The 18,303-nt window shown below is 74.5% G+C and carries 11 protein-coding genes and 1 pseudogene; 3 read left to right on the forward strand and 9 right to left on the reverse strand.

What is annotated here, in order from left to right; all coding sequences use genetic code 11:
- Nucleotides 1–109: 109 nt before the first annotated feature.
- Together ACFWW8_RS03700 and ACFWW8_RS03705 are read right to left on the reverse strand one after the other, a co-directional pair.
- Nucleotides 110–564 (reverse strand): annotated as a pseudogene (locus tag ACFWW8_RS03700) ((2Fe-2S)-binding protein).
- A 20-nt stretch (nucleotides 565–584) separates the two neighbouring features.
- Entirely contained in the window at nucleotides 585–2,927 is a 2,343-nt protein-coding gene (locus tag ACFWW8_RS03705; RefSeq protein WP_386523119.1) for a molybdopterin cofactor-binding domain-containing protein, read from the reverse strand.
- A 566-nt stretch (nucleotides 2,928–3,493) separates the two neighbouring features.
- On the opposite strand from ACFWW8_RS03705, the gene ACFWW8_RS03710 reads away from it, so the two are divergent.
- On the forward strand, nucleotides 3,494–4,927 hold the full coding sequence (locus tag ACFWW8_RS03710) for a PP2C family protein-serine/threonine phosphatase (protein WP_386523122.1): 1,434 nt from the start codon (nucleotides 3,494–3,496) through the stop codon (nucleotides 4,925–4,927).
- Between the two features lie 105 nt (nucleotides 4,928–5,032).
- On the opposite strand, the gene ACFWW8_RS03715 is transcribed toward ACFWW8_RS03710, so the two are convergent.
- Nucleotides 5,033–6,529, reverse strand: coding sequence for a hypothetical protein (locus tag ACFWW8_RS03715; protein ID WP_386523125.1), 1,497 nt, complete (start codon nucleotides 6,527–6,529; stop codon nucleotides 5,033–5,035).
- A gap of 231 nt (nucleotides 6,530–6,760) precedes the next feature.
- On the opposite strand from ACFWW8_RS03715, the gene ACFWW8_RS03720 reads away from it, so the two are divergent.
- Together ACFWW8_RS03720 and kstD are read left to right on the forward strand one after the other, a co-directional pair.
- Entirely contained in the window at nucleotides 6,761–7,885 is a 1,125-nt protein-coding gene (locus tag ACFWW8_RS03720) for an aminoglycoside phosphotransferase family protein (RefSeq protein WP_386523127.1), read from the forward strand.
- A gap of 268 nt (nucleotides 7,886–8,153) precedes the next feature.
- Complete coding sequence (gene kstD / locus ACFWW8_RS03725; protein WP_386523129.1) at nucleotides 8,154–9,938, forward strand: 3-oxosteroid 1-dehydrogenase; 1,785 nt, start codon at nucleotides 8,154–8,156, stop codon at nucleotides 9,936–9,938.
- 99 nt (nucleotides 9,939–10,037) lie between these two features.
- On the opposite strand, the gene ACFWW8_RS03730 is transcribed toward kstD, so the two are convergent.
- The 6 genes from ACFWW8_RS03730 to ACFWW8_RS03755 form a co-directional block, all read right to left on the reverse strand.
- The gene (locus ACFWW8_RS03730) at nucleotides 10,038–10,538 is read right to left on the reverse strand and encodes a hypothetical protein (RefSeq protein ID WP_150520950.1); all 501 of its coding nucleotides are present in this window, start codon (nucleotides 10,536–10,538) and stop codon (nucleotides 10,038–10,040) included.
- A gap of 284 nt (nucleotides 10,539–10,822) precedes the next feature.
- Nucleotides 10,823–13,681, reverse strand: coding sequence for an ATP-binding protein (locus ACFWW8_RS03735; RefSeq protein ID WP_386523132.1), 2,859 nt, complete (start codon nucleotides 13,679–13,681; stop codon nucleotides 10,823–10,825).
- A gap of 686 nt (nucleotides 13,682–14,367) precedes the next feature.
- Nucleotides 14,368–14,607: a DUF397 domain-containing protein gene (locus ACFWW8_RS03740; RefSeq protein ID WP_386523135.1), complete on the reverse strand. Its 240-nt coding sequence runs from the start codon at nucleotides 14,605–14,607 to the stop codon at nucleotides 14,368–14,370.
- A gap of 121 nt (nucleotides 14,608–14,728) precedes the next feature.
- Nucleotides 14,729–15,913, reverse strand: coding sequence for a thiolase domain-containing protein (locus tag ACFWW8_RS03745; RefSeq protein ID WP_386523138.1), 1,185 nt, complete (start codon nucleotides 15,911–15,913; stop codon nucleotides 14,729–14,731).
- The gene (locus ACFWW8_RS03750; protein WP_386523140.1) at nucleotides 15,910–16,977 is read right to left on the reverse strand and encodes a thiolase domain-containing protein; all 1,068 of its coding nucleotides are present in this window, start codon (nucleotides 16,975–16,977) and stop codon (nucleotides 15,910–15,912) included. Before ACFWW8_RS03750 ends, ACFWW8_RS03745 begins: the two co-directional genes overlap by 4 nt.
- On the reverse strand, nucleotides 16,977–17,945 hold the full coding sequence (locus tag ACFWW8_RS03755; RefSeq protein ID WP_386523143.1) for a Zn-ribbon domain-containing OB-fold protein: 969 nt from the start codon (nucleotides 17,943–17,945) through the stop codon (nucleotides 16,977–16,979). Before ACFWW8_RS03755 ends, ACFWW8_RS03750 begins: the two co-directional genes overlap by 1 nt.
- Nucleotides 17,946–18,303 lie beyond the last annotated feature (358 nt).

The following is an 18,303-nucleotide window of genomic DNA, read 5'->3' on the forward strand; positions in this document are numbered from 1 at the left end:
TCCAAGCCCCCAACCCCACCCCCCCCGGCGGCCCCCCCCACCCCGGGGCCCGGCCGGGGGCGGGGCGCCCGCCGCTCCCGGACCGGGCCGCGCCACGCCGCGGCCCCGTTCACATCCGGGCGGCCGCGCTGCGGATGGCCTCCCGGATGCGGAAGTAGGTACCGCAGCGGCAGATGTTGGCGATGGCGTCGATGTCCTCGTCGGTGGGCGCGGCGGTGCGCCGCAGCAGCGCGACGGCCGCCATGATCTGTCCGGGCTGGCAGAAGCCGCACTGGGCGACGTCCTGTTCGAGCCAGGCCTCCTGGACGGGGTGGAGGTCCTCCCCGTCAGCCAGCCCCTCGATCGTGGTCACGGTCTTCCCGGCGCAGGCCGAGACCGGCACGACGCACGGACGGACGTCGACGCCGTCGAGGTGGCTGGTGCACGCCTTGCAGACGTCCACGCCGCAGCCGTACTTCGGACCGTTGACGCCCAGCATGTCGCGGGCACCCACAGCAGGGGCAGGTCGTCGGGCGCGTCCACGGTGACGCTCCGCCCGTTGACGGTGAAGGTGTGCGAGGGCACGGCGTGACTCCTGGCTCCGGCTAGCGGGGGTAGGGGGTGAAATCGACGTCGAAGTCGAGGGGGAAGCTGCGCGGCTTGGAACCGGTGGCCCGGGCCCACGCGTTGGCGATGGCGCCCACGGCCGCGGGGACCCCCAGCTCGCCCGCTCCGCCCGGCTCCTCGCCGGTGGCCGGCAGCACGAAGACCCGCACGTCCAGCGGGGTGTCGCGCTGCTGAGCCCAGTGGAACTGGCTGTAACTGCCTTCCAGCGGGAGCCCCTTGTCCAGGTGCAGCCCGGCCCGCAGGGTGGTCGAGACGGCGTCGGTCAGACCGCCGATCATCTGGGCCTCCAGCCCGCGCGGGTTGACGGGCAGGCCCACGTCCACCGCGATGACGGCCTTGGTGACGCGCACGTGCTCCGGATCGCGGGTGTCGATCTCCACCAGGCACGCGGTGCGCGACTCGTACTCCTCGTGGAAGGCGATGCCCTGGGCCCGCCCCGCCCCCATCGGCCGGCCCCACCCGCCCTCCGCCGCCACCTTGTCGAGGACCGCGCGCTGGGCGTCGTTCTTCAGCAAGGCCCGCCGGAAGCGGTAGGGGTCCCTGCCGGTGGCCGCCGCCAGCTCGTCGACCATGATCTCCTCGGCGCCGCGGGTGTTGGCGGAGTACACCGAGCGCCAGGAGGCGGTGGGGACGCCGGTGGGAACCTCGGTCAGTGCCTGGGTCGTGAGCCCGAAGTGGTACGGGGACTTGACGGTGGTGAGGAAGAGCGTCTGGGCGAGGGTCGCGTTGCCGAGGCCGAGCGGCAGGTGGGCGGCGGTGGCGGTGATGATCTCGCCCAGCCCGTGCCGGAAGTCGGTCTCGGCGGCGGCCACCCGGTGCTCGAAGCTCAGCACCTCTCCCAGCAGGTGGGTGGCACGGATCTTGTGGTGCGTGGCGGGGCGCATCCGGCCGTGCCGGGTGTCGTCGACGCGGGTCCACATCAGCTTGACGGGGCGGCGGCAGGCCTTCGAGACCCGGGCCGCCTCCAGCGCGGCGTCGAAGAAGAGCCGCCGGCCGAAGGAGCCGCCGGCCTGGACCACGTGCACGTCGACCTTGTCGAGCGGCAGCCCGAGGTCGGCGGCGATGGTCTGGCGGGCCACGATCGGGGACTTGAGTCCGGACCAGATCTCCGCCCGGTCCTCCCGCACGTCGGCGATGGCGGAGTTGGTTTCCATCGGGGCGTGGCTGACGAAGGCGAAGTCGAACTCGGCGTCCACGTACGGGGTCAGCAGCGGCGGCACCAGCAGCGGCGGGGTGGCGGCGCGCAGCTTCGCGCGGACCTGCGCGTCGGAGAGCCCGTCGGCGGGGCCCGGCCCCCAGGTGACCCGGAGCGCGGCCCTGGCGTCGAGGGCCTGGCCGAAGGTCTCGGCGACGACGGCCACCCCGGTCGGCACGGTCACCACGTGCAGGACGCCGGGCATCGCCCTGACGGCGGCGAGGTTGACGACGGCGCGGACGCCGCCGCCGAGGGTGGGCGGGCGGCGCACCACGCAGGGTTTGGCGCCGGGCACGTCGAGGTCGAGGGTGTACCGCAGGGTGCCGGTGACCATCGCGCGGGCGTCGACCCGGTTGGTGGGCCTGCCGACCAGGGTGTGCCGGGCGGTCTTCTTGGGGCCGGCGCCGAGCACGACGAGCCCGGGGTCGGCGGCGTCCGCGGCGAGGGACCCGTAGCCGGCGGTGCGGCCGTCGGGGGCCCGGACGGCGCCGTCCGCCGTGGTCAGCGCGGACGGGGCGAGGCTCCACCGCCGGGCCGCCGCGGCGACCAGGCGGGCCCGGGCGGTGGCGGCGCACTGGCGGACCGGGCCGTAGAGGGAGCGGACGGAGTTGGACGAGCCGGTCAGCTGGTTGAAGAGCAGCTCGGGCCGTGCGTCGTCCAGTTCCACGCGTACGGAGGCCAGCGGCGCGTCGAGCTCCTCCGCGACGAGCATGGCCACGGCGGTGGTGAGGCCCTGGCCGACCTCCTCGCGCGGCAGCCGGAAGCGGACGGTGCCGTCGGCGTCGACGACCAGGGCCAGCAGGGCGGAGGTGGGGGCGCCGGCCAGGATGAACAGGTCGCCGAGATCCACCAGATCGGCGATGGCGGGCAGCGACGGCACCACCGCGTGGGCGGGCTGCGGCGCGAGCACGTCGGCACCGGCGCGGGTCACCAGGGCGAGGGTCGGCGCCGCCACGAGGCAGGTGAGGAACGAGCGGCGGCTCCGTCCGGCGGCCCGTCCTCCCCCGGCGGGGCCCTCGCCGGCGTCTCCGGGCTGCCCGGCGTCCCCGGCCGGGTGCCCGTCCTCCGCCGCCTCGCCCTCCCCGGCGGTGTGGCGCCGGCCCGCGGTCCCGTGCTGCCCGGTCATGTCGTGGTGTCCCCAGCCCTGCGCGGGCCCGCCCGCGCGGACCTCCCCCGGTCATTACCGACACGTAGCGTAGCGATCACGGGTGGGGCTGGGAAGGCCGGCGAACCGCCCCGGTCCGCCGTCCCGACGCGCGTCCGGCCACGGCGGCCGGCCGCGCGGGCCATCCGCTCGGGGGGCCCGCGGGCGGCGCGTTGACCAGCGGCCCCGTACGGGTCGGCCGGGGTCCGCCACCTCGCACGCCTCGGCCGTACGATCGATCCCCGCCCGGGACCTGGCCGGATCTGCCGGCGCCGGCGGCCCGCTCCCCGGCACCGCTGGAACACGGAACCGCACGCGGGCCCGGCCGGCGCGCGACCGGCCCGCCCGGAGGTGACGGAAGGACCCCCGGACGGCGCTGACCGGATTCGTTCGTACAGCGCTGGGGCCCCGGATGGCCCCGGGCATATGCCGGAAGCAAGAGGTGAGCGGATGTTGCCAAACGACTTACACGCCGTCGCGGCCTGTGCCACAGTCGTTACCGGTCCTTCCATCAGACTTGGCCGTGCCGCGCCTGTATCGGAGTGCTCATGCCGTCCCACCTCTTCGCGGACCGCTCCGCGCAGCCCCCCGAACCCGGGTCGGTGGACGCCCTGATCTCGCAGACCCGCCGCCTCCGGGGAGACGTGGACGCGGTCCGCCGCGACACCGTCGTGGACGACGACGCCCAGGGCCGCTGGCAGCGCGCCCTGTGCGATCTCGCCGTGCACCACCTCGACGACCTCGGCCGACACCTCGGCCAGCTCAAGGAGGGCCTGCCGCCCGCCCCCGAGCCCGTCGACCACCCGCAGACGACGCACGGAGCGAGCGCAGGACCGGACGGCGAGCACCGCCGCACCCGTGTCGGCACCGCCGAGTGGAACCTGCTGACCGACGAGGTCAGTTGGTCCGACGAACTGTTCCAGATCTTCGGCCGGCCCCCCGGGTCCGGCCCGCTGCCCCTCGACGAACTGGGCTCCACGCTGTTCTCCGAGGACCAGCCGCTCCTCACCGCCTGGGTCACCGCCTGCCTCGTGGACGGCCGTCCGATCGACGGGGAGTTCCGCATCGTGCGGGCCGACGGCCGGGTCCGGACCCTGCACATGCGGGGCGAGCCCGTCCTCGACGCCGATGGCTGCACCGCGTCCCTGTGGGCGGTGCTCCGGGACGTGAGCGAACTGCGCCGCAGCCGGCGCGCCGTGACCGCGTCGCACGACACCCTCCAGCTCCGGCAGGAGATCGCGCGGACCGAGCACCGGCTGGCGGTCGAACTGCAGGAGGCGGTGCTCCCCCCGTGGCGCGGCTCCCTGCGACCGCACCCCGGCACCCCGGACACCCTGGACGTGGCCGCGCACTACCTGCCGTCGGCGACGAGGGACCTCATCGGCGGCGACTGGTACGACTCCCTCGAACTCCCCGACGGGCGCGCGATGCTGACGGTCGGCAACCTGACCGGACACGGGGTGAGCGCCACCTCCGGCATGGCGATGATGCTGGGCGCCCTCCGCGGCATGGCGATGGCCGGGATCGAGCCGGGCCCCCTGATGGGCTGGCTCAACCAACTCCTCGAAAGCTCCGTCCAGCCGGCACTCGGCTCGGCCGTGTGCTGCAGCTACGACGCCGCGCGGCGCGTCGTGTCCTGGGCACAGGCCGGCCACCCCGCTCCCCTCCTCTTCCGCGGCGGTACGGGCCGCTCCCTGCGGCCGCCGGAAGGCGTGCTGCTCGGCGCGAGGTCCGGAGCCGCGTACGGGCAGGCCGAGGAACACCTCCTGCCCGGCGACGTGCTCGTCCTGCACACGGACGGACTGACCGCGCGCGGCCCCGACTTCGGCCGTGCGGACGGCACCGAGCGGCTGCTGGCCCTCGCGCCGCGGTTCCCGGCGGCTCGGACGGCGCAGGACTGCCTCCGGCTGGTGATCGAGGAGTTCGGCGAGGGAGAGCGCGAGGACGGCGCCTGCCTGCTCGTGGCGCGGGTCGGCGGATAGCGCGCAGGAGAGGACCCGCACGGGCTTCGCGGCCGCGCCGACCGGCGCGGCCCTTCTCGTCTCCGTACACGGCGCGGGAGGGGACCGGAGGGGTGCGGTGAAGGGCTACACCTCCGTACCGCGCGGGTTGCGCGGCCGGGGGCTGTCGGGGAGGGCCCGCTCGATCTCCTCGCGGAGGTCCTCGATGCGCGGGTACCCGGCGTACTGGCCCGTGAGCCGGTACATCTCGCGCAGCCGGTCCCAGGTGCGGTGCGAGGAGGTCTCGTTCATCGACACCAGGGCCAGCCGGGCGTAGCGGTCGGCCTGCTCCGGATCGTCCGCGATGAAGCAGGCCGAAGCCAGCGAGATGTAGTCGAAGATCTGCGAGCGCTGATAGCCCTCCCCGCGCAGGCGCAGAGCCTCCTTGGCGTGCCGCGCCGCGACCGGCGCCGCCGCGGCCTCGTGGTCGGCCAGCGTCCGGTACGCCAGGGCCTGCATGCCGTGCAGGTCGGCCTCGTCGAAGTGCTGCATCCAGCTCGGCGGCGGCACGTCGCCCTTGTCGGAGACGAACAGCTCCTCGGCCTCGCCCAGCGTGCGGCGCATGGCCTGGCCCTTGCCCATGGCCGCCTGCGCCCACGCCTCGACGGTGTGCAGCATGGCGCGGGTGCGCGGCAGGGTCTGCTCGCCGGAGCCGGACTTCGCCAGCTTCATCAGGTCCAGGGCCTCGTTCGGCTTGCCGAGGTGGACCATCTGGCGGGCGGCCCGGGACAGCGCCTCGCCCGCGCGCGGCCGGTCACCGCCCTCCCGGGCGGCGTGCGCGGCGATGACGAAGTACTTCTGCGCGGTGGGTTCGAGGCCCACGTCGTGGGACATCCAGCCGGCGAGCACCGCCAGGTTGGCCGCCACCCCCCAGAGCCTTCGCTGGAGGTGGTCGGGATGGTGGTAGGCGAGCATCCCGCCCACCTCGTTGAGCTGCCCCACCACCGCCTTCCGCTGGAGTCCGCCGCCTCTGGAGGCGTCCCAGGCGCGGAACACGTCCACCGAACGTTCCAGGGCCTCGATCTCCTCGGAGCCGATCGGGGCCGCCTCGTAGCGGTCGTAGCTCGCGGGGTCGGCCTGGAAGGCCTCCCCGAAGCCCGCGGCCTGCTTGGCGAGGGCCGGGTCGCTGTGGAGCCAGTCGTGCATGGCGTTGGTCAGGGCGGAGCCGGCGGTGAGCACCGCGCCCGCGCCCATCAGACCGCGTCGGTTGAGCATGAGGTCCATTCCCGTGAATTCGGTGAGGACCGCGGCTGTGCGTTCGGGCGCCCATGGCATCCCGTCGGGGTTCTCCTGAACCCCGTCCGGCTGCCGTTTGGTGGAGCGCCGCTGCCGTACGAACCCGAGGTCCTCGATGGTCACGACACGACCGAGCCGCTCGGTGAACAGTGCTGCCAGTACCGTGGGAACCGGTTCGCGCGGGGATTCCCCCATGTCGATCCAGCGCCGCACCCGCGAGGTGTCGGTGGCCAGCTGGGGGTGGCCCATGGCCGCCGCCTGCCGGTTCACCATCCTCGCGAGTTCGCCCTTCGACCAGCCGGCCAGGCCGAACAAGTCGTTCAAGCGGGTGTTCGGACCTTTGCTCACGTCAAGCCCCCAGGTTCTCGGCTGAGTTGACACTAGCCCGGCGTCAGATGCCCAGCGACTATTCGCCAGGCTTCGCCAGGGCACGCTTCGTGGTCCGCCACCCACGCCCGGGTGTCAGGTAGGAATGCGCCTCCCCGACCCGGTTCACCGGCGGAACTCCCCAGGGTGAAGCACGGGATCCGGCGGGGTGGCGTACGTAAACCGTCGGCGCACGAAGGGATCCGTAACGCCATGTACGCAGCAACGACCTCCGTGTCCGCACCGGTCCGGCCGCACCGCACGCTCCAGGCGGGCGGCGGCCCCTACCTCGAACCCGGCCGCCCGGCCGCCCCGGCTCAGGGCTCCGTACGGGCCCGGCGGCTACCGGGCACCGGATCGCAGCCGCTGAGCGGAAGAATCGACCTCTCGGGGCCGCAGGGCGCGCAACTGCGCACCGCCCTCGCCTCGGTGCAGCGGATCTGTCCGGAGTTCGCGCCGGTGCAGGTGCTGCGCCGCAGCGGCCGCTCGGTCCTCCTGGTGGGAACGACCGGACGGATGACCGCCGTCGCGAAGGTTTTACTGGATCACTCGCCCGAGTGGCGCGAGCGGTACCGGCACGAAATAGCGGCGTACCGGGCGTTCGTCCGGCACCGCCCGCCGGTCCGGGTGCCGCGGCTCATCGCCGCCGACCCGGAGAACTGCACCCTGGTGGTCGAGCGGATGGCGGGCCGGGTCGCGGCATTGCAGCGGCACCCGGTGGAGGCCCCTCCGCGGGTCGACCTGCGGGCCGCCCTGGGCGCGGTCTGCCGCGTCAACCAGTGGCGTCCGCCGGCAGATCTGTTCGGCACCCCGCTGAACTACGCGCGACGGATCGCCCGTGACTACGAGCTCGGCCTGCTGACCGACCGGGACCTCGGCGACCTGCAGAAGCTGCTGCACGGAGCGCGGCAGTCCGGCGCGGGGCTGCAGTTCAACCACGGCGACGCGCTGTTGTCGAACCTGCTGCTGTCGCCGGCCGGCCCGGTGCTGCTCGACTGGGAGCACGCGGGCTGGTACCTGCCAGGCTATGACCTGGCGACCCTGTGGACGGTGCTGGGCGACGCCCCGGCCGCCCGCGCGCAGATCAGCCGGCTCGCCCAGTCCGCCGGTCCGGCCGCCCGGGACGCCTTCCTGGTGAACCTGATGCTGGTCCTGACCCGCGAGATCCGGATGTCCGAGACGGCCATCCAGCGGTCGATGACGGCGACCTCCGCGGCCCAGCCCCTGCCCGCGGGCGCCCTCTCCTCCGGGGAGGAGCAGCGGCTGCTGCTCCGCCGCCTGCACGACGACGCCGGAATGGCCCGCAGGGCCGTCCGGGCGGCGGTCGGCACCCGCTGAGCGGCGGCCGGCACCGGCCGGCCGTCCCCCACCTCGCGAAGTCCCGTGGCCCCGTCGCCGCGGGGCTTCGCCCTTGTGCGCGCGGCGGCCCCCGTCGTGGGGCTCGGCCGGGGGCGCACGGAGCCGGGGCGCGCTTCCGCGCGGGTGCGGTCCGGCGGCCGGGACTGCCGCATGCCTTGACATCCCATGATCCCCCGAACACCTTTTCTGACTCAGCATCAGACATGCTGGAGCCGGACCTCCCTCCCCTCGTCGCTGGAGCCTGCCCATGTCCGCAAGCGCTTCCCGCACCTCCCCCGAAAGCCTCCCCTCCAGACGGACCGTGCTCGCCGGGACGGGCGCCGGCGTGCTCGCCGCGACCGTGCTCCCGGCCCCCGCCGCCCTGGCGGCCGACGGCCCGCCGCTCGGTGAGTACGACGTGGTCGTGGTCGGGTCGGGGGCCGCCGGGATGACCGCCGCGCTCACCGCCGCGAAGCGCGGTCTGAGCGTGCTGGTGGTGGAGAAGGCACCGACGTTCGGCGGATCGGCCGCGCGGTCCGGGGCGGGCATCTGGCTGCCCAACAACGCGGTGATCCTGGGCGCCGGGGTGCCGGACACCCCGCAGAAGGCGGCCACGTACCTCGCGGCGGTGGTGGGGCCCGAGGTCCCGGCCGACCGGCAGGCGGCGTTCCTGTCCAACGGACCGCGGATGCTGGACTTCGTCATGGCCAACAGCCCCCTGAGGTTCCGCTTCATGGAGGGCTACAGCGACTACTACCCCAACCTGCCGGGCGGGTTGCCGAACGGCCGGTCCATCGAACCGGACCAGCTCGACGGGAACGTCCTGGGGGCCGAACTGGCCCGCCTGAACCCGGCGTACCTGCCGGTGCCGGCCGGGATGGTGGTGTTCAGCCAGGACTACAAGTGGCTGAACCTCGCGGCGGTGAGCGCGAAGGGCCTGGCGGTGTCCACCGAATGCCTTGCGCGCGGTACGAAGGCGGCACTGCGCGGGGAGAAGCCGCTGACGATGGGGCAGTCCCTGGCGGCGGGCCTGCGGGCCGGACTCCAGCGGGCGGGGGTGCCGGTGTGGCTGAACAGCCCGCTCGTGGACCTGGTCCAGGAGGGCGGCACGGTCACGGGCGTCGTGGTGGAGAAGGACGGCGTACGGGGCACCGTACGGGCCCGCAAGGGCGTGATCGTCGGTTCGGGCGGCTTCGAGCACAACGCGCAGATGCGGGCGCAGTACCAGCAGCAGCCCATCGGCACCCAGTGGTCGGTGGGCGCGAAGGAGAACACGGGCGACGGCATCCGGGCCGGTCAGCGGGCCGGGGCGGCGCTCGGACTGATGGACGACGCGTGGTGGGGGCCGTCGATCCCGCTGCCCGGGGAGCCGTACTTCTGCCTCGCCGAACGGACCCTGCCGGGCGGGCTGATCGTCAACCGCAACGGCGCGCGGTTCGTCAACGAGGCGGCCCCGTACAGCGATGTGGTGCACGTGATGTACGACCGCGACCGGGGCGCACCCGGTTCGCACATCCCGGCGTGGCTGATCGTGGACCAGAACTACCGCAACAAGTACCTGTTCAAGGACATCCTGCCGACGTTCCCCTTCCCGGACGCGTGGTACGAGTCGGGTGCGGCGAAGAAGGCCTGGACGTGGGACGCCCTGGCGGGCCAGATCGGGGTCCCGGCGGCGGCGCTGCGGGCGACCCTGGGCCGGTTCAACGCGCAGGCGTGGACGGGCGACGACGCGGACTTCCACCGGGGGGACACCGCGTACGACCACTACTACACGGACCCGAACGTGCATCCGAACTCGTGTCTGGCGCCGATCTGGGCGCCGCCGTTCTACGCGTTCAGGATCGTGCCGGGGGACCTGGGCACGAAGGGCGGCATCGTGACGGACGCGCGGGCCCGGGCCCTGCGGGCGGACGGTTCGGTGATCCGGGGTCTGTACGCGGCGGGCAACGCGAGCGCGGCCGTGATGGGCCGCAGCTACGCGGGGGCCGGGTCGACGATCGGTCCGGCGATGACGTTCGGCTACGTGGCGGCGAACGACATCGCCGACGCCTGACGCGGACGTACGGCTCCCGCTCCGGCCGGGCCCGGGAGGCCCGGGCCGTGTCTTTTTCGGCCTGGGTCTTTTCTTTCGGCCTGGGTCGTCTCAGACGGCCTAGCCCTGCTGGAAGAGCTCGGCGGGGAGCGGCTTCAGGAGGGCGTAGAGGTCATCGGTGATCGGGCGGTCCCAGCTGGCGATGGTGACCAGCACGTTGTCGCTGCGGTCGAACTGCACGCAGGAGATGCGGGACTCCGACAGCTTGATCTTCCGGACGATGAGGAGGTTGTCGCCCTGCATGACGGGGCAGTCCTCGGCGCCGGTGACCTCGACGTCCTCGTCGTTTTCCAGGGCGTCGAGGAGCTGGGCCACCTCGAAGGGGACCTGGCCCTCGGAGAGGTCCCGGGCGGGTGAACCCTCGGGGAGGTTTCCGATGATCATCGCGGGGCCGCGTCCCCCGAAGAGGTCGTAGCGGAGGAACACACCCTGACAGCTGCCGTCGGGCGCGGGCAGCAGGCCGGCCCCGAGGTTGCCCGGCCAGTCCCCCGGGTCCATGGCCAGGACGTCGAAGTCCGGGCCGGCGGGTGTGGCGGCGCGGTGGCGGCGGAGGAAGGACATGCCGCCATGGTACGTGGCCGGAGGAGTTTTCCGGCCCCGGGCCCCCCGTCCCGCCCGCCCGGAGCCCGGCTCCGCCCAGCCCGCCGCGCAAGCCCGGGACACCCGCACGAGCACCCCGGGCGGCGGTCCGGCGCCGGGGCCCGGGCCGCTCCGGGCGCCACCGGTCGCGGTGCGGTGCGGGAGCCGGGCTCCGGGCGGGCGGCGCCTTCCGCGGTGGCCCGCGACGGGCCCCGTCACCCGTGCCCCCGTGACCCGTGCCCCCGTGACCCGTGTCCCGGGGGTCCTCACCCCGGGGTGCGGGTGTACGCCTCCAGCGCCGCGCGCAGGCCCGCTCGGTCCGTGCCCAGCTTGCGGCAGGCCGCCGACAGGGCCGGGTCGGGGGCGCGCATCCGGTCGGGGCCGGGGTCCGCCCCGTCCCCGCCGGCGGCGGCGAGCTCCGCCGCCCGGAGCTCCTCCTCCGTCGGCTCGTCCTGCCAGGAGGACGCGCACGGCAGGGCGCCGCCCAGTCCGAGCAGGGTCGCGGCGGCCTCCGCGGCCAGCCCGTCGGCGCCGCAGTCCCGGGCGGTGACGACGGCCTGGGTGAGCAGGTCCCGGTCGCGCAGCTCGGTTCCCGCGGCGGCCAGGGCGCGGGCGAGCTCGTATCCGGCCGGGGACGCCGACAGCACGGCCACGGCCTCCCGCAGCAGTTCCGGCCGGTCCTCGGGGGCCGCGACCTCCGCCGCCACCCGCAGGGCCTGGCCGATGCCCGAGGGGGCGCCGAAGGCGCGGGCCCCCCGGACCGCCTCGGCGGCCAGGCCGCGCGCCCGTCCCGGGTCGTCGGCGGCCACCGCCCGGGCCAGGTGCAGCTGCCACGGGCACCAGGCGGGGTTCTGGATGCCGCGCGGGGTCAGCCGCCGGTCCACCGCCTCCAGCTCGGTGACGGCCGCCGGGACCTCTCCGCGGGCCAGGAGCAGTTCCGCGTACACGGTCTGGGAGTCGGGGAAGACGACCGCCGCCGGGAAGGGCCTGCCGTAGTCGTGCTCCTGCGCCAGCTCCCAGGCCTCGTCGGTCTTTCCGCGTGCGAGCAGGGTGGTGACGAGGATGGCGATGGCGTACCAGTGCACGGGTGTACGCCGGCCCACCCGCTCGGCGAGCCGCAGTCCGGCCCGGGCCAACTCCTCGGCCTCGGCCAGCCGGCCGCGCCGGTAGCGGATGTAGCCGCGCAGGCTCTGGGCGAAGGACAGGTGCGCTCCGCGCCAGCCCTGCCGTTCGAACTCGGCGGTGCCCGCGGCGAACAGCTCCTCCGCCTTCCAGGGCCGGTCGGCGTACAGGTGGACCATGGCGGTGAGCACCGGGACCTCGAAGCCGCGGTCGGCGTACGCCCAGCTGAACGGCTCCCGCAGCACCCGCCCGGCGTGGTGGAGGACCACGTCGACGGGTTCGCCGCGCAGGCAGGCGTCCCAGGCGCGCAGCCCGATGACGTACCGCTCGGTGAGGTCGCGTCCGGTGAGCCGGTCGGCGAGTTTCGCGAGCCGCCGGGAGCGGGCGGGTGAGTCGGGTTCGGCGGCGTTGAAGGCGTCCCACATGAACTGCTCGGACTGGAGGCGGAGCCGGGCGCGGGTGTCGTGGGCCAGTGGGATCTCGCGGGCCAGCAGGTCGGAGGCCTCGAAGAGGTGGTCGCTGTGGGCGAGCACCTGGGCGAGGCGGGCGACGATGCCCTGGCGCAGGACCGGGTCGTCGAAGGGTTCGTCGAGGGCGGCCCTGAGGTGGTTGACGGTGTTGGCCGGTTCGGTGAGGAGGGAGGCGCAGCCGAGTTCGTACAGGACGGCGGCACGCTCCTCGAAATCGGGGGGTTCGCGCAGGGCCCGTGCGAGCTGCCGGCGGGCGGCTTCGGGTGCGCCGGCGCGGAGGTTCTCGGCGGCGGCCCGGCGCAGGGTCCGTACGACCCACGGGTCGTTCTCGGGGTGGGTCTCCAGGAGGTGGCGGGCGGCGGCGGAGGAGCCGAGCCCGGCGTCGACGACGGCGACGGCGGTCTTGCCGTGCAGCGCGACCCGGAGGGTTTCGGGGATGGCGCGGTAGATGGCGGTGGCGATGAGGGGGTGGACGAACTCCAGTCCGGCGTCGGGTCCTTCGCCGGTGGCGGACAGGATGCGGGCGTCGCGCAGCCGTCCGGTGGCGTCGACGGCCTCCTCGGTGCCGAGCGCGGCGACGCGGGCGGCGAGTTCGCCCGGGATGCGGGTGCCGAGGACGGCGCAGGCCCAGGCGAAGCGGACGGTGGAGGGGCCGAGGCGTTCCAGGCGGGCGATGAGGCCGCTGCCGCGCTGTGCGGCGGCGAGGTCGCGCAGCAGTGGCGCGTGTGCCTCGACCGGGAGCAGGCCCTTCTCCCGGACCCTGGCGATGAGTTCGACGGCTTCGAAGGGGTTGCCGGTGGTGACGACCCAGGCCTCGCGGCAGAACGCGTCCTCGGCGTGGTCGCCGAGGGATTCGCGGACCAGCGCCGTGACGGCGGCCGGGGTGAGCGGGGCGAGGGCCAGGGGGCGCTGTCCCGCGCGGCCGGGCAGCGTACGGAAGGCGGCTGCGTGCGCCGGCAGTTCGTCGGGGCGGTAGGCGACGACGAGGAGCAGCGGGAGGTGTTCGGCGCGCGGGGCGTAGGCGGCGAGCCAGCCGAGGGATTCGGGGTCGGCCCAGTGGGCGTCGTCGAGGACCAGGACGACCGGGGCGCGCTGGACCACGAGGTGGGTCAGGACCCAGTCGAGGCCGTCGCGCAGGCCCTGGGGGTCGGGCGGGGCTCCCTGTTCGGGGGCGCACAGTCCGAGGGCCGGGCCGACGATGGAGTACCAGCTGCCGAGTGACGCGCGGAGCGCCTTCTCGGGGGTCCCGGCCAGCTGGGGCTGGATGAGCTGGCGGGCGACGTGGAAGGGCTGGCTCTGCTCCTGTTCGCCGCCGCGGGCGGACAGCACGGTGCAGGAGCGGGCGTGGGCGCGGCGGCGGAGTTCGGACAGGAGGGTGGTCTTGCCGAGGCCCGCCGGTCCGGAGAAGGCGAGCAGGGCGCCGCGGGCGCCCGGGCCGGATCCGGTGAGCTGGTCCAGTGCGTCGTCCACGGTGCCCAGTTCGGCCTCGCGCTCGATCATCGTGCGCCGTGTGCGGGTCCGGCGTTCCGTCATGGCGGGTACCCCCCAGGCCTGTTCGGGGCCTCAGCGTACGCCCGCGCGGACGCGGGGGGAGCCTGCTCCGGGAAAGAACCTGATCTTCGTATCGTGACGCGTTCCCGGGGTGTAAGGACCTTCGTGCGCCGGTGGTGTCCGCCCCGTGCCGTGCGGCCCGTCAGTCCTGTGCGGAGCGAGCCGCGAGGGCCTCGAGGAGGGTCACGGCCTCGGCGGCCCGGTCGGCGGCGACGAACAGGTGGTCCTGCGCTGCGCTCCGGCCTGGTGCCCGTCACCCCTTTCCGGGCCCCGTCTGCATCCTGGTGCGGTCCACGGCGGGCGAGGCGCGGGGCCGGCGCGGGGAGTACGCGGCCGACTGCCGCTCGCCCGGGTCGGCCCGGGGCTGACGCCGCGGATCGTGTCGCTGTGATGCGAGGGTCCGCGGTGCCGCGGCGCTGTGCGCGGCGGCGGAGGGGGCTGGGATCCGGTGGAGCCGGTGGGCTGCCGGTCCTGGCCCCGTGGTGGCCCGCTGCTGGTGGAGCGGGCCCGGCCTCGCCGGGCGGCGGCGGGGACGCCCTCGCAGACCTACCGGAGCCGGAGCCGGGGCCCGCGGGTTCGGCTGCGCCCCGCGCGGTCGGGACGGCCGGCGGCCACCGGGGCTGCGGCTCCGCGCCCCGGTGGTGCGCCGCGTCCGTACGGTCGGGGCGCTACGTGAGGTCGAACTCCCCGCCCCGCGCGTCCAGGACGAACTTGCGCCACTCGTCCGGCGCGAAGATCAGCGAGGGGCTCTCGGGGCGGTCTCCGTTGCGCATCGCGATGAAGCCCTCGACGAAGGCGATCTGGACGTCACCCGCTCCCCGGCTGGTCGACCGCCATTGCGCCCCGCTGAGATCGAGGTCCGGCTTGCCCCAGCCGGCCAGAGGCTGCGAAGTCATGCTCTCGGCCACGTGCGTGCTCCTCCCGGTACGTCGTCCGGGGGCCAGGTTATCCACCGCGGGGGGCACCGCACAGGCCACGGTGCGTCACCCGTGACCGGTCCGGCACCCCCCGCACGCCCTCCGGCCGTGCTCAGGAGGTCGGTTCCTCCGCTCCCACCAGCCACATCGCGAAGAACTGCGCGCCGCCGCCGTACGCGTGCCCGACCGCCCGGCGGGCATCGGGAACCTGGTGCTCCCCGGCCTGTCCGCGCACCTGCAGCGCCGCCTCCGCGAAGCGGATCATGCCGGAGGCGCCGATCGGGTTGGTGGACAGGACCCCGCCGGACGGGTTCACCGGCAGGTCGCCGTCGAGCTCGGTGACCCCGGCCTCGGTGAGCTTCCAGCCCTCGCCCTCGGCGGCGAAGCCGAGGTTCTCCAGCCACATCGGCTCGTACCAGGAGAACGGCACGTACATCTCGACCGCGTCGATCTCCCGCCGCGGGTCGGTGACGCCCGCCTGCCGGTAGACGTCCGCCGCGCAGTCCTTGCCCGCCTGCGGGGACACGAAGTCCTTCCCGGCGAACAGCGTGGGCTCGCTGCGCATCGCCCCGCCGTGCACCCAGGCCGGCGGTCTCGGCGAACGGGCCGCCCCGGCACGGTCGGTGAGGATCATCGCGCAGGCGCCGTCCGAGGAGGGGCAGGTCTCGGAGTACCGGATCGGGTCCCACAGCATCGGCGAGGCCTGGACCTTCTCCAGGGTGATGTCGTGCTCGTGCAGGTGCGCGTACGGGTTCTTCAGCGCGTTGCGGCGGTCCTTGTACGCCACCAGCGAGCCCACGGTGTCCGGCGCGCCGGTGCGCCGCATGTACGCGCGGACGTGCGGGGCGAAGAAGCCGCCGGCTCCGGCGAGCAGGGGCTGCTGGAAGGGGACGGGCAGCGACAGGCCCCACATGGCGTTGGATTCGGACTGTTTCTCGAAGGCGAGGGTCAGGACCGTCCGGTGGACGCGTGCCGCGACCAGGTTGGAGGCGACGAGGGCGGTGGAGCCGCCCACGGAGCCGGCCGTGTGCACGCGGAGCATGGGCTTGCCGACCGCGCCGAGGGCGTCCGCCAGGTACAGCTCCGGCATCATCACCCCCTCGAAGAAGTCGGGGGCCTTGCCGATGACGACCGCGTCGATGTCCGCCCAGGTCAGCTCGGCGTCCGCGAGGGCGCGGGTGGCGGCCTCCCGGACCAGGCCGGCGATGGAGACGTCGTGGCGGGCGGCCACGTGCTTGGTCTGGCCGATCCCGACGACGGCCACCGGTTCCTTGCCCGTCGTGCTCGTCGTACTCAACGGGGGTCCCCTTCCAGGACGGCGACCAGGTTCTGCTGGAGGCAGGGACCGGAGGTCGCGTGGGCGACGGCCCGGTCGGACTCGCCGCGGTGGATGCGGGCCGCCGCCTCGCCGATCCGGATCAGGCCTGCGGCCATCACCGGGTTGGCGGCGAGGGCGCCGCCGGAGGGGTTGACGGCCACGCCGTCGCCGAGGCCGAGGACCTTGCGGAGCACGACCTCCTGGGAGGAGAACGGCGCGTGCAGTTCGGCCGTGTCCACGGGCCCCTCGAAGACCCCGGCCTGCTCGGCGGCGATCCGTGTGGACGGCGAGTCGGTGAGGTCGCGCAGGCCCAGGCCGTGGGCCTCGATGCGGTGGTCGATGCCGGTGATCCAGGCGGGGCGCTCGCACAGCCGCCGCGCCGTGTCGCCCGCGGCCAGGATCACCGCGGCGGCGCCGTCGCCGATGGGCGGGCAGTCACCGGTGCGCAGCGGGGCCACCAGGTAGTCGCCCTGGGGGACGGTCCCGGTCAGCTGGGCGTGCGGGTTGGCGGCGGCGTCGGTGCGGCTGCGGGCGCCGATGGCGGCCAGCGCCTCCTCGTCGGTCTCCCCCGCGTCGACGAGGGCCTGGGCCTGGAGGGCGGCCAGGGACACCGAGTCGGGCCAGAGCGGGGCGAGGTAGTACGGGTCGAGCTGGCGGGTGAGCACGTCGCGCACCGACCCGGGCGAGGACTTCCCGTACCCGTAGACGAGCGCGGTGTCGGCCTCCCCGGTCTGGATCTTCACCCAGGCCTCGTACAGGGCCCAGGCGCCGTCCATCTCGACGTGCGACTCGGAGATCGGCGGCCAGGCGCCGACCCCGTCGAGGGTCATCGTGAAGGAGAAGGCCCGGCCCGCGAGGTAGTCGCTGGAGCCGGAGCAGGTGAAGCCGATCTCGCCGGCCTTCAACCCGGTCTGGGCCAGGACCTGGTGGAGCACCGGCATGACCATTTCCACTTCGCTGAGCTCGTCGGTGCGGCGCAGGTGGCCGCTCTGCGCGAAGGCGACGACGGCGACGTCCCGTGTGTGCCTGCTCGTCCTGGCCATCAGATGAGCTCCTTGTACGCGTCGTAGTCCGCGTCCGGCTCGCCGGTGGGGCGGTAGTGGTCGGGGTGGCGGCCGCCTTCGGTCCACACCGGTTCGACGCGCAGGCCCATGCGGACCTGGTCGTACGGGATCCCGCCGATCCGGCCGTGGAGGGCGAGGCCGGCACCGTCGAGGGCGATGTGGGCGTAGACGTAGGGGACTTCGATGTCGAGGCCGCGGGCCTTGATGTTGACGATGCAGTACGTGGTGACGGTCCCGGCCGGGCCGACCTCCACCTGGTCGGTGGTGGCGACCCCGCAGGTGGGGCAGGCGCCGCGGGGCGGGACGTAGACCTTGCGGCAGGAGGGGCAGCGCTCGCCGACGGTCTTCCGTTCGGCGAGCGCGTTGATGTAGGCGGTCTGGGCGCGTCCCGGGCTGTACGTGTAGTCCAGACGGGCCTCGGCGACGATGCCGGTGACGGCGTCGGCGAACACCCCGTCGTGCGGGGCGGCTCCGGGGTCCTCGGCGTCGGGGGCGCCCTCGTGGGGCTCGAAGCAGGCGATGTCCGTGATGGCCCCGATCCGGTCGGCGGCCCACCGCACCCGTACCCGCATGCCGGTGCGCACGGCTTCGGGGCCGGGGGCGTCGAGGGCGTGCAGGATCGCGGTGTCCGCGCCGTCGAGGGTGACGAGGACCCAGGCGAAGGGGGTGGCGAGGGGCTGGTTCGGGCGGGGGGCGGGGTTCCAGGCCCAGGTGGTGACGGTGCCGGTGGCGGCCACCTCCACGAGGTCGCGGATCTCCTCGGCGGAGACGGGGTCGTACTCGGTCGGCGGGACCATCACCTTGCCGTCGGAGGTCCGCACGCCGAGCACGACGCGTTCGCGCAGGCCGGTGAGGAAGGCGCTCTGGACGGGCCCGAGGGAGCGGGTGAAGGGGAACTCGACGACGAGGGGCGCGCGGAGCAGGTCGGGTGGGGAGGCGGCTGTCATGGCTGGCAACTCCGATGCGGTTGTTCCGGTACGGACGGACGACTGACACGAACCCGGGCCGCGGCGGCCGGCGCCCGAGAGGCGGGCCCACACCGCCCCCGCCACCCGGCACCGCAGACGCGGGGCCACACATCCGGCCCCGGCGGCGTACGAGACGCAGGACCGCACGTCCAGCCCCGCCGGCGATCGAGACGCAAGGCCACACATCCACCCCTGCCGGCGATTGAGACGCGGGGCCACACATCCAGCCCCGCCGAGGTTTGCGACGCGGGGCCACACATCCGCCCCTGCCGGCAATCGGGGCGCGGGGCCGCACATCCAGCCCCGCCGGCGTTTGAGGCGCGGGGCCACACATCCA

This window comes from Streptomyces sp. NPDC058701 (assembly GCF_042715295.1).
Classification (GTDB): domain Bacteria; phylum Actinomycetota; class Actinomycetes; order Streptomycetales; family Streptomycetaceae; genus Streptomyces.